Raw genomic sequence first — 12,558 nt, 5'->3', positions numbered from 1 at the left:
AGCGCTCCAGCGTTTTCTGCCGTCTCTTGACGGGCGTTGGAGCGAACAGACGCGGGAGATCCTGCGAGCCTTGGGCTCGGCCCGGCTGGAGCTCAACGCAAACTGGGCGGGCGTCGCCACGGATTGGCGCTGTCCGGTCTGCCGGCGGCGCAAGCCCGAGATCGCGAGACTGACACCTGCGGGCGTCGTCCTTTGCCAGCTCGACCGCCATCACGATCATCTGGGGGACGAAGGCGTCCGCATCCTGTGGCGCAGCCAGCGGAAGACCACCGAGCGGGCGCGGAACGACGCGCTTCACAGCGCTGTCCAGGCCTGTATGGGGCTTGCGGAGCGCTTCCACACAGTCTTGGTCTGCAATGACTGCAACGCTGCCGACGGCGCCGCCAAACTGGCTCTAGCCGAAGAGATCGACCCGAACTTCAGCTTCGCGCCGTCCGAGATCGGCCGCTTCATCAGCGTCGCGCCAAACAGAACACACGTGGTAGATGTCCCTACCGCCTTGACCGTCTGGCGAGAGGTGGCCGAGGACGTCAGGGACCGGCTGGCCTTCATGAGGGTCATGGCCGGGCGTATCGCGGAAGGGCGGCACGCCCGCGAAGGATCGGGTTACCGGCCGGATGCCAAGGCGGCCCTGATGACGGACATCCTCGGCGAGGCGTTCGGCGATCGGTGGCGCGCTGAGTGGCTGCCCGGCGTCGTGGCTAAGCGCTCCATCCAGCGCGACGGCTTCGCCTCTTCGGTCAAGCCGGCGGGCAAGGCGCGGGTCGCCATCCCCACGATGCAGGACCTTGAGCGGTTCACAGCCGCGGCCCGCCCCGGCGACTTCTGGCATGCGCCGCCTGCTGATTGGTGCTGCGGAGTCTGCGACCGATCCCGTCTGGAAATGCTGCGCAAGGCGCCCAAAAGCGGCCTGTGGACGGCCGGAGCCCACCGTCGCCGGGTGTTCTCCGTTGAGATGCGGCCAGAAGCGCTCTGGGCTCGCAACGGTTGGTACAACCCGGGCCTGACCTATGGCGATTTCGAATATGTCTGGGTCTGCAAGGATTGCCGCCAGATCATCACAGATGTTCGTTCGACCGGCCACAATCTGATCGACGACTGTCTGAGCGTGGCCGATCTGCGCGTGCTGCTGATTTCCGCGAGACCGCACGAACGGCCGGAGTATGACCGCCAGGCCGCAGGGGAGCGGGCCCAGAACAATCGCGAGATGATTGCGGCCGTACAGAGTTTCGACGAACACCGGCGGAGATGTCTGAACCTCTTCCATCAAAGGCGGCACCTCATCCGGTTCCATGGGGAAGGCGTCGTTGATGAACATCAGATCGCGGAGATCGAGGACGATCATATCGACGTGAACAGCCGGGGCGCGCACCTTGCCTGGCTGCTCGTTGAGGGGAAACGGTTCTCCGACGCGAACATCCGGGACAAATGGCCCCGGGATGAATTCGCGTCCTGAGCGGCTGGCCGCTGGCGGGCGGTCCGGTTGCTGCGAAACACCCCAGTCTCATTTGAGCGCAGACCTGAGAGCGGTTTTAATTGGGTCGAAACAACCCTTGCTCGCGACCCGCCGCCGTGCGGCGAACGTCTTCCCCGGACACCCCCTGCATCCTGAAGTAGTGACTTCTTGGTGCGGCGTCGGCCATAAGAGAAGCAGAGCGGGGAGAAGGTCGGTTGAGCGCGCAGGACGACGTCAGAGAAAATCGAATGGTGGACCTGTTCAACCTGGAGCGGCCGGAGAACCGGACGCGCCACGGGGTTGATGCGGTGCTTCGCATCGACGGCCGGGAGCTGGAGTTCGAGCTGAAATCCATCACCACGGGCGGCGGCCTGACGACGGTGCGGGACTTCGGCCGCGACCACATTGAGAAATGGCGCACCAAGCACTGGCTCGTGAGCGTCTACACCGGCAGCGACCTCACCCTGTGCCGCTATGGCAGCCCCGAAGCCATGCGCCCATGGATCGAGGGCCGGTGGGAGTACATCCGCCCCGACTTCGAGCTGGCAAAGCTGGCGCCTGCCCGCCTTACTCTCGAAGATATGTATGCTGTGCTCGGCGAGAAGGCTGCGTACACCGTCGCCGACGCCCGCAAGCTGCACAAGATGCAGTACAGCGCCGCACAGTACAGCGCCGCCATGGGGGACGAGCGACACATCACGCCCGAACGCATGCTGACGATTTTCCGGGATCGGCTGCGCTATGTGATCGAGCGCGGATCCACGCTGAACAATCCCAAGGTCAGCCCGCAGTACCTGGCGTCCTGGCCGGCAATCACATCCAATCACGCCGAGGCGCTGCGGACGCTCGTGCGGGAGTGGATGACCGCTAATCCCGGCTGAGCGCCTGCGCGACCGCCGCAGCCACTGCATATCCCATCGGCGGCGCGACCGAGTTCCCGATGAGCCCCAGCGCCCTATACACCGCACCGTTCAGGATCGGCCAGTCCGCCGGGAAGCCCTGCAGGATCATGCAGTCGGCCACCGAAAGACGGAACGCGCCGCTGTTTGAGGGGAACCGCGCTGCCGCCTCGCGATCCTTCGCCACGCCGTTGGGCCATATCTGCAGTTCGGCCCAGTGGCGCGCCGCGGTTGAACTGTTCACGATGCTGGTGGTGTGCCGCGGGCCGGTGAGACCGCTGCGGATCGTCGGCGCAAGACCATCGACGCCGATATCCGGCAGCCCCAGGGCTTCACGAGCTCCCATGGTCTGCATGAGATCGCCCTGTGGAGTCAGCGCGTGGGTGGCGGCCGGAACGACAAAGCGGGACGCGTCCTTCTGTTTGCGGAAGCCGACGAAGAACAGCCTTTTGCGACGCTGCGGCACGCCGAAGTCCGCCGCCTCCAGCGCGAACCGCTGCACTGAGTAGGTCTTGGACAGGGGGGCGAATATGGTGCTGTCGAGGTAGTCCCTGAACTTGGACGCCCCCAGTCCTGAGACATTCTCCAGAACAAATGCGCGCGGCTGCATCTCGAGCACCGCCCGGACCATTTCCGGCACCATGTCGCGTGCGTCCTCGGCGCCCTGCTGGCGGCCCGCATGGCTGAACGGCTGGCAGGGGGGGCCGCCGTGAAGCACGTCCACCTGATTGCGGTAGTCCTTCCAGCTGACGGCCGTCACGTCACCGGCGGCGCCGGAAAACACTTTCCAGTCCGGGCGCGCACGGGAGAGGACTTCCCCGGTCATCTCCAGGATGTCGTAGGACGCCACGTGGGCGTAGCCGGCGCGGTCGAAGCCGATGTCGAGCCCGCCTCCGCCGCTGAACAGGCTCAGGGCCCGCAGCCCGTTGGCGGGCAGGGCGGGCATCAGGTCGAGCGGATCAAGGCGAGGGGTGGGAATCGGATGAAGGGGCCGGCTCCCGCCGGATTCGGCCAGAGCCTTGGCGTTTCGCGACGCTTCGCTGATCTGCCGGAACCGCTCGCGTTCGTCGTCGGTGAGATCCCGCGCCTTGTACCACGGCGCATTGACGCCCCGGCGAAGGTACAGGCGCTCGTCGGCGTCGATATCAAACGTCATGGACAGGCCTGTCGAAATGCCACTGAAGGACGGCCGCCCTAGAGGCGTTCGCCGCATGTTCCACCCTGGCCCAACCAGCTGCCGATTGGAATCCCTTACCGCGCGAGAACTGCCGAATTCAGCGCGCCTCCCAGGAGAGACCGCCCGTCGCCTGCGGGTCCTCACTGCCGGAGATGCGCGTGGGAGCGCACCAGCCGACGCTGATCGTCATAGCAGCATGTCGGCTGCGGATCTGATCTCCCGCGCAACGGGCGCCTGGGTCTCGTCAGCGCTCTGCTGAACGCGGTGGAAGGGGTCCGCCGCGACATAGGGCCCGAAATCATAGCCAAGCGCTTCGCCGAGATCAGCGACGGAGACCTGGAAGGTCCGAAACGCCCCCAGCCGGAAGCCTTCCCGGGCTTCGCGGCGATCCCGATCTTCCAGCAGCTTTCTTATCAGCTGTCCCTGGCTGAGCAGATAAGCGGTAGCGTGAAGGCCCGAGCCGTCGGCGGCTTTCATCACAGCCAGTTTCCAGAACTCCAGAGGCACGGTCATGCCGTCTTCCTCAAGCGGAGGGTCATCAGGTAGGTGGACCGGCCCGGTGAACACGCAGGCCCTGAACCCCTCTGTTCGCGCGCTTTCGAGGATATAGGTTTCCAGGCCCAGCCACTGTTCGCTGTTTTGATTGAAGCGGGAGTGCTGAGGCGCCGCATTCGTCAGGTGGAATGTGTCGTCGTTCGCCAGCTCGGCCTGCGGACCCCAGTTCGGATCCTCGCGGCGGACCATGTGACCTCGGTCTATGCCCCGGACGTCGTAAGCGTGGCTGCTGAACTGGACCTCTTCAGGAATCCGCCCGTCAAAGAACCAGCGATCCCTGCCGCGCTTGAGGCGGACGGTCTGCTCACCGTCGATGTTGACGGCTGTCATCAGCGGCAGCCCGAACGTCTCGGAAAAGAGTACGCCGAAGTGGGTGTAGCGAAGCTCGTTCGGACGGTCTTCGGTGGCATCACAGGGACGGGCGAGCCCGGCCTGCATTTCTGCTGACAGCCTGGGCCAGGGCGTAGCCAGGTCTCCGTCGCCGAGAAACCCGGGGTCGAAGCCTGCCCGCCCGGAGAGCTTCTCCGGCGAACTGCGCCCGTCATTTCGGGTCTCGTCATCGCCTTGGCGCTCAGGATGAATGACCGAGACAAGCCGACGGGCTCGCAGGAGCTCAGCGAGGGTTTCTCGTCCGACGGCGCTGTTGGCGACGCCGTACAGCCCGGCGAAGTGCAGCCCGACGACCTTCCTTTCTTCCACGCTCAGGAGCGGAGAGCCGGAGTTGCCGCCCAGAGAGGTGCAGTCGTGAGTGATCACCCCATCCTTTGCAGACTGCATGACAAGACCGGGGGCGAACCTTTTGACATCATACAGGTCCTTGAAGTAGCGGGCCATCGCTGTGCGATCATTCCGGCTGTCCCAGGCCGGATAGCCGACCAGTGCCACGACCTCGCCCCGCTTGGCTTCCCGATCAGCGAGCGGCAGAGGGTCGGGGAGGCGCTGTCCGCTCATGAGGCCGATCCGCAGCAGGGCTGCGTCGCTCTGCAGATCCTCCGCCAGGAACACCGCTTCGACAAGCGTGCCTCGCGCAAGCCTTCGAGGCTGACTGCCCGGCGTTTCGTTGAAATCGACCTCAAGCCCGTAGCGTGCGCCATTCCAGGGGGAACGTGCGAGGACGCCCCGGCCGTCAGCCAGCCGCCGGCAGACCGATACGGCAACGTGCCGATTGGTCACCACCAGCCGATCTTCGCCCTCAGTATCGAGGACCCAACCGGTGCCGCCGTAGGTCAGGTCGTGATTGAGGAAATCAATGCGTCCTACGGACTCCGTCAGGGGCGCGATCTGCAGGGCCTGCTGGCGGGTGAAGGCCAGCTCGCCCGGCGTCTCCCAGACGATCCGGCCGTCCCGGATCTCCATGGGGGGGCGGCCGACCTGCCGGATGATCGCCTCCAGCAGGCCGGGCGGACCTTTTCGGGTTTCCAGCAAGCGGGCAGCATCCCCCGGGACCGACAAATTCTTCGCGCCTTCCAGCGCGACCATTTTTTTTCCGCTCTCGCCCAGCTTCTCCTGCACTGCCTCATAAAGCGCGCGATTTTCAATCAGCCGAGCAGCGCGCGCCGCGCTCTCTTCGTCCTCAACAGTCATGTGCTTTTCTCCTCACCATCTCGCTGCAAGGACAGCGAGCGCCGGAATGACCGCGACCGGGGTACGCGCACTCCGAAGGCGCCGGGCCGCGGCCAGCGCCGTCTGGAAAGAACTCACGCCACCGCCTCTGGGAATGGCTCGGGCGGCCTGATCCACACGCTTCGCCAGCCGCGGATCATCCAGCGAACAGCCCCACACCCGAAGGTCGTGGAAGGCTTCGTCGGTCGGGGAGGGCTCACGCAGGAGTCGGGCGATGCGGGCGGTGATCACCACATCCAGAGTCTGACTGCTCTTGTCCCAATACCTGGGGACGAATCCGAAACGCCATCTGCCGGCTATGGTCTGACGCCAGGCCTCGGCTCTCTGGCTGAGTACGGACAGGTTGCCGTCGCGGCGGTGGTAAGCCTCCATGCTCAGCCATTCGGCAAACCATCCGGTCGCCACCAGGGAATCGAAGCCCGTGGGCAGGCTCTCGTAGACGAGCGGCGCGCGCTCCTCGATCCGGTCCTTGAGCTCCATGGGCATTTCGGCGATGCGGTCTTCAACTTCCTGCCGACCGATATAGGTCCGGACGGGCGCCGCGATGGGGTTGAAGCGCGCCAGAGTTCGGCAGATCTCGGCCCGCCCTTCCACCGAATCCGGTGGGTCGTCTCCGGGCGGGAACGGCACGTGGAGTTCGCCGGCGATGCTGTCCCAGCCGCCGTTGGCCCAGACGCCCATCGTCATCTCCACGACGTCGCCTCTCCTGTCCCCCTGAGCCCGTATGTCGATCTGACGAACAAGGAAGTCGGTCGCGCCCCCGCGAAGCCTGCCGAAAGAATCCGCTGAGAACAGCTCCCAGAAAGCGCCTCTCATCTTGTCATTCGACGAGAGCGTTCGCGTGAAGTCGTGAGGCGCTGTTTCGGCACGCATCTCTGCGCGGCAGAAGGCGATATCGCGTGGAAGTGCCTCGATCAGATCCGGCAGGTCGAAATCGTCCGCCCTGACCAGATCTCGTTCACGCAGGGCGGCAATCGCTTCCTTCCAGCGTCCGGAGCGCCAGAGGAACGCCCTTTGGACATCCGCCTGTTCAGACTGCGGGTCGATGTACCGGCTTTCGAAGGTCTCCCGAAACAGATACTCGGCTTCCTCTGAGACACCTCGGTTTAGGCTTATGGCGAGGTTGCGGGCATCGCTCCTTGAGGGGCTCCGGTCGGCGCCTCTTATGCTGTCAAATCGACTGGACAGGTCTCCCCGAACCCACAGGATCGCCCTTCGCGCCTCATGAGACAGTTCTTCGAGCATGGCCTCGTCGAACTGGGCCGCAAGGTCGGGATTGATGGCGGCGGGTTCCGGAACCCAGCCTCCCTGCAGGCGGTGGAAAAGGCCATCGGCCTGTTCCAGAACAGAAGGCCGCTGCATGAGCCACCGGGAGGCCTGCCGGTGGAGGCTCTTCGCGCGCGATCCTGAGGACATAAGCGACGCGATCAGCTTGCGTACGGGCTCAGGCTGGCGAAACCAGCCGTCCTGTCGCCGGTCCGGCTCAAACAGCCAGGACTGGGCGACCAGCGCCTTAAACATTGGATCCAGAAACTGAGGATCGGTCCCGAGCCGGAAGAACGGTGCGATGATTCCGCGGAAACTCTCTCTGTCTAGCCGTCGAAGCAGCAGGCCGGGATCCAAAAGTTCCCTGACGCGCGGATCCGCAATTCGGGACTGGAGGCTCCGATAGAGGTGTGCGGCGTCCATGCCGCTTTTTTCGGGGATGGCGTGGGGGTCCTCCAGAGCGAGGCGAGCGGCCATTTTCAGGCGCAGCGGATTCCCTTCGGCCGCGCTCGCGACCGGGGCTCTGAGATTCTCAGGCACGTCCATGCGCGCCATGAGGCGGTATTGGTCATCCGGCGGCAGAGTGTCCAGAACGAGGGACTGGTCCGACAAGCGCGGTCCCAGCACGCTTCGGCCCTCACCGCGACCGCCCGCGACGACGGAAATCGGGAGCCCCGTCATGCTCATGATGTCGTCCAGCCAGGCGAACAGTTGTTCCACCTGCCGCGGTCCGCGCGCATCCAGAGACTCGAGCGTGTCCAGCACCGCAGCTATGTGCCGTCCGTCACCCAAAACGAGGCGAAGAGCGCGTACGAGGTCTTCCGGAATGACGTCACGTGCGCTCGAGCCGCCCGTCGCCAGACTTCGCAGCGCGCCGCGAACCGCAGTGTTGAGGCCTTCGGCGGCGGACGGCGCCTGTGCGGCAAGCTGACGGGCGAGCTCCACGGTCATTCGCAGGCGATCCCGCGGATCCAGGCCTGTTCGGTCGAAGTCGAGACGTATGACCACGGCACCCGCAAGCGCAGTCGGGTCGAAGATGACCCTTTCCAGCAGGCTCGACTTGCCGATGGCGGGGAGGCCCTGGACATAGAGCGCCTTGAGAGGCGGGTTCCTTGTCGGCGTTCTGAGCCAGGTCTCCAGGCGCTCCCTTTCGTCTTGCCGGCCCTCGAATCCGGACCCAAGAAGGGCGGAAGCACGAAGATCAGCTAAGCTTAAGTCGATCAGCGCCTGGGCTCTTCGGGCCATTGCGGGGCCCGCAACCGGAGCGGCCATAGCCAGAAGTCCCCAAAGGCGGCTCAGTCCTTTCGGGCTGGACGGCTGCCGGTCGTTCAGGACCGCCTCGAGGGTGCTGCGCAGTTCCGGGTCGCTCAACAGGTGGGGGCTTTCGAAACCACCCCGCAGCAGTTCCCCCAGCGCGCGAGCGTCAGCATCGTAGCCCGGCCAGCTGCTGCGCTCTTCCAGAGCCTGATGCAGCTCGCCGCGTTCCGCGAGGGCTTCGATCGTGCGGCGGCGAACCGCCGGCCGCATCAGCCACCGCTTGCCGGCCGCAGTATCGCAGATGGCGCCGAGCAGGGCGGCGGTCTCCAGAAGCTGCTCGGAGCTCAGGTTGGCGAGCTGAAGCGCGTCCCGCGGGTCAAAACGGGCCGACAGCGCTGCGTAGCGCAGAACCGGAGAGCTTTCGGGGAGCGCGTGCGTCATGCGGCCTCCTCCTCTTCGCCGGCTTGATCCCAAATCAGGTCATGCAGCCTTTTCTCCACAGCACCGTAGCGGGAAAGAACAAAGCGCGCGTTGAACGGAGGAATTCCCTGCAGGATAACATGCTCGACGAGCGAGTTGGACGCTTCGGCCGAGAGCTCCGGCTTACCGAGCGCGGCCCATGCGCGCTGGAGGCAGAGGCGGACGTCCGCCGCTGTAAAAGCCTGGACAGGAACATCTATGATGCCGGCGGCCACGGCGGCGACCGCCATGCCCGGTGTGTCAAAAACCTCGCCGGGCGTGGCCACGCTTTCGCAACCGGCGAGCACAAGCCGGATCGACGGCTGGCTGAAGGCGGCCTCAACAATCATTTCGAGCGTAACGAGGTTGAGACCGGACAGCGGCGTGTCCTGCTCGAAATATAGCCAGACCTGTGACTGATCAGCGGCCTGATTGAGTGCCGAAAGGAACCGGATGGCTCTGTCGCGGATGGAGGCTTCCGGGGTGGTGTCGCCGGGGGTTACGCCTTCACCAGCCAAAGGCAGATCCGCATCTACCCCGGCCGCTCGAGCCGCTTGGCTCAAGACATCAAGAACGTCTTCGTCCCCGGCAGAGAGCGGCACCCGAACAAGCGTCGCGCGCCCGGGTCTCAGCTGGACCAGGCGTTGGACAATCTGGAAGTTCAGAGCCATCGCATCAGCCGTGTCATCATCGGCCCTGAGCAGGCGCAGGCCGCGAGCACGCGAGGTCGGGCCGGCGGCCTCTGCGAACGCTTCGAACAAATCGTCCCGCCCGAAAACAATGGGGCCCGCAGGCGTTTCGGACAGGGACCAGAGCGCGGGTGGGGCGACGTCCTTCTCGATCAGTGGCCGCACGGCGTCGACGAAGCGTTCCGAGGGTACGAACCTCCGCCTATCAAGCCATCGTCCCTGGTGAATTCCCACAAGTCTGCAGTCCAGGCTGAAGCAGGGGCCGCCCGAGGAGCCTGCAGCGGTTTCGGCATTATGGCCGACCCTGGCGCGGATCTTTCTGAACGCCTTCGTGCGGCCAAGGGTGACCCCTCCGATATCCGCGCCCTCGGGAAAGTGAACAACCATGATGTGGCGAGGTCTCGCCGGCCCATTTGGGTCTACGGGAGGCGGCAGTTCGGGATATCCGAACTTCGCCCCTTCGGCGGTCTCAAGTCTGAGAAGCGCGATGTCGTGGAGGTCTGCGAAGGGCGCGTCGTCACCGGGCCAGGCGCCTGCGTAGTCGACCCCGGCGCAGTCGGAAATGTAAACTGGCGGACCAACGACACGGCGGGAAGAACCGTCCGACAGGATGACCCGGACAGGTTCAATTCGCTCAGAATCCGGGGGGGCGCTCTTGACCACATGGCTCGCCGTCATAACCAGATGCGGGCTGACGAGGCATCCGGAACCAATACTCGCTACGGGATCGCCAGCTTCAATCTTGCAACGGAACGCCTGGGCTCGACCGAGGAACGCGGCATTACTGAACAGCAGAACGTCGGGCCCGGTCGGGGGCGTTTCCGCCAGAGGCACGCCGCGCGCGCGCAGTGCTTCGATGAAGGCCGCCTTAAGCCCTTTGGGCTCCAGGAAGTGGTGCAGAATGTATTCAGCTCTTGGGGTATCGACCGTCGCGGCGACAGCGGTGAGGGTGTCCAGCGAGCAGACGACGCCGTGATCGGCCTGAAGCGAAAACAGGGCGTCGGCGACCTCGGCCTGGCGCTCCTTTATAGCCAGCAGAATCGCTTCGTCGTCCGCCACAGGCCCCTCCCGCGTGCACACAACCTACCGCATTCTTTAAGTCCTGACGATACCATCATACCTAGAAGCGCTGCCGCTCCCGTCGATTATGAAGCAGCTCCGGCAGGACTCGGAATCGCGCCGCCAAAGCAGCGCTCGATCAGGTCTTCCGAAAAGGAAATGCTCTCTGCGGCATCATCCCCGGTCACCTGGAAGGTCTCGATGAGAATGCCACAGGCGGCCATCGCCTCAATCAGCGTCGAACTCGGAAGAAACGGCAGCAGCAGAACGCGTCGGCAAAGTCCCAGCTTCATCATCTCTGAATAGAGAATGAGCTGACCGACGCCCTCATAGACATCGGCGGCGGACGCCTGGCTCTTGATCTCCACGAGGATCGTGCCGTCCGCCGTGTGCACCACGCCGTCGACCTCGTAGCCCTTTTCGTGGCGCAGTTTCACCAGGCTGACACCATGCTCGCCCAGCCTGCGATGCAGCGCCTGCCAGACGTCGCCGTGCAGTCTGCGTGCAAGACGCTCCGGAAGCGCAGCGGCCGCCGGCAGCACGTAGGTCCCCCCGATCTCGCCGGGCGCCTCAAGCGGCGGGGCCGATGCGGGGATTTCCAGCCCGAGGGAGCGCGCGCGCGCCACAGCGCAGGCCTGGACGAACAGGGCAGTGCTGGAGCGGATCTGAGCCGCAGAGGCCTCAAGGTCGGCCACTACGTACCATTCACGCTTCTGGGGCGTGGTCTCTTCGGTCACCTCCACGGGAGCCAGGCCGCTGAAGGATGTGAACTGCTCGCCCCTGATGTCCCCGTCGGAGTCCGGATTCGCATGCAGTCGGCCCTGTCGGATCAGCACCCGTCGTCCGTTCTGGTCTGTCGCCACGGTCGACAGACCATTGGCGTCTGCTGCGACGCGGGGAGAGTTTATCTCCACCGCCCAGGGCGGCCCGGAATGACGCACGCCAATCCGGACGTCGACGGCTCCTTCACGGCGGTGTGACCGGTCGAAACGGAACCCGAACCCTTCGCTGTCCAGCCAGCGAAATGGCCCTCTGATCTGACGAGAGGGCCCCTGGAGCGTTTCGCGCCAGTGGCCGAAAGCAGCGTCGATGTCTTCAAGGTCGGTCAGCAGCTCAAGCGGCGGCGCGAGCGTGGGGGGAGGGGGCTCAGCCGAGACGTCTTCGAGCGGAGCAAGCTCGACGCCTGCCAGACGTTCCTGCAACTCGTGCAGACTGAGGGGGGAGCCCGGTATCTGGACCGTCAGCGTCATCCGGCGCGTCGTATTGCCGTCTCCCTCCGGAAGCACGCCGACTTTGGAGCCGGCAAGGACGAGGGCCTTTCGAAGCATCCCGGGGTCGCGGCCGGCCAGACCGATCGGCAGCAGATCGCCGACAGGTGAGAAGGAAACATCCTCGCCCTGGGCGGCTCTCGCGAGCATGGGGGCGCTCGTGATCCGCGCTGTGAGAAGCGTGGCGCTCAGGCCGCCAAGACGCTCCAGCACCACGGCAATGCCCTGCTCGTAGTCGGTGTTGCGACCGTGCCCGTCCTTGGACTCAAACGTCGCTTCGAAGCGCGGCCAGGATCCTTCCAGGCTGAAGTCGGCGAGCAGAACCTGTCCGGTGTCGGTTACGGGCCTGAGCCGCCCGTGTTCCCATGTCCTGGGCAGGATCCCGCCGCTGAGCAGGCCTGCGCTCCGCTCGCCCGTCCTCGCGTCCGTCGCAGCGAAGCGTGGCGATGCCTTTGCGACGCGCGTCACCCGCATAAGATCCGGTTCGTCTGCGGCGGGCTCGATCAGCAGCAGGTCGTCTTCCTCACAGAGCGTGCGCAGTTCGCTGATGTCTGAGAGGTAGACCTCCACAGCCTTGGCGCCGCCGCCCTGGGCCTGAAGGGTCGCCACGACTTCCCCCAGCTGGCGCCGGCCGTGAAGCCCGTCATCCACCAGCCTGGCCCTGACGCTGACCCGCCGAGCTCTGCCCAGGGGGCGCGGAAGAAAGTCGCGGATCTCCCGCAGCATGGTGGGGCCGCTGATCTTTGCCAGACCGACGCCGGCATCGGTCTGGGTGAGCCGCTTGAACAGCGGCCCGACGAACCGTTCCTGGCTCATCCGACCGGCTCCGTCCGATCGGGCTCTACCGAAC

Annotated in this window: 7 protein-coding genes; 2 read left to right on the top strand and 5 right to left on the bottom strand. The window is 65.2% G+C overall.

Features of this window, described 5'->3' with window-relative positions; all coding sequences use genetic code 11:
• The first annotated feature begins 70 nt into the window (after positions 1-70).
• Together ACI8U3_RS06395 and ACI8U3_RS06390 are read left to right on the top strand one after the other, a co-directional pair.
• Positions 71-1,456, top strand: coding sequence for a hypothetical protein (locus ACI8U3_RS06395; RefSeq protein WP_415014026.1), 1,386 nt, complete (start codon positions 71-73; stop codon positions 1,454-1,456).
• Positions 1,457-1,671: 215 nt separating this feature from the next.
• The gene (locus ACI8U3_RS06390) at positions 1,672-2,337 is read left to right on the top strand and encodes a hypothetical protein (protein WP_415014025.1); all 666 of its coding nucleotides are present in this window, start codon (positions 1,672-1,674) and stop codon (positions 2,335-2,337) included.
• Here the strand turns inward: ACI8U3_RS06390 and ACI8U3_RS06385 are convergent.
• From ACI8U3_RS06385 to ACI8U3_RS06365, 5 genes are all read right to left on the bottom strand, one after another.
• Complete coding sequence (locus ACI8U3_RS06385; protein ID WP_415014024.1) at positions 2,324-3,511, bottom strand: DNA cytosine methyltransferase; 1,188 nt, start codon at positions 3,509-3,511, stop codon at positions 2,324-2,326. The genes ACI8U3_RS06390 and ACI8U3_RS06385 overlap by 14 nt on opposite strands.
• Before the next feature lie 207 nt (positions 3,512-3,718).
• On the bottom strand, positions 3,719-5,671 hold the full coding sequence (locus ACI8U3_RS06380) for a DNA/RNA non-specific endonuclease (protein ID WP_415014023.1): 1,953 nt from the start codon (positions 5,669-5,671) through the stop codon (positions 3,719-3,721).
• A 12-nt stretch (positions 5,672-5,683) separates the two neighbouring features.
• On the bottom strand, positions 5,684-8,674 hold the full coding sequence (locus ACI8U3_RS06375; RefSeq protein ID WP_415014022.1) for an ATP-binding protein: 2,991 nt from the start codon (positions 8,672-8,674) through the stop codon (positions 5,684-5,686).
• The gene (locus ACI8U3_RS06370) at positions 8,671-10,440 is read right to left on the bottom strand and encodes a trypsin-like serine peptidase (protein WP_415014021.1); all 1,770 of its coding nucleotides are present in this window, start codon (positions 10,438-10,440) and stop codon (positions 8,671-8,673) included. The genes ACI8U3_RS06375 and ACI8U3_RS06370 overlap by 4 nt, the downstream gene beginning before the upstream one ends.
• Before the next feature lie 86 nt (positions 10,441-10,526).
• Positions 10,527-12,524 carry a hypothetical protein gene (locus ACI8U3_RS06365; RefSeq protein WP_415014020.1) on the bottom strand — a complete coding sequence of 666 codons (1,998 nt, stop codon included), beginning with the start codon at positions 12,522-12,524 and terminating at the stop codon, positions 10,527-10,529.
• Between the last annotated feature and the right edge of the window lie 34 nt (positions 12,525-12,558).

Source organism: Brevundimonas sp., from assembly GCF_047617075.1.
Classification (GTDB): Bacteria; Pseudomonadota; Alphaproteobacteria; order Caulobacterales; family Caulobacteraceae; genus Brevundimonas.
The sequence above is the reverse complement of the archived record's forward strand: the minus strand, read 5'-3'. Positions and strand labels throughout refer to the sequence as shown.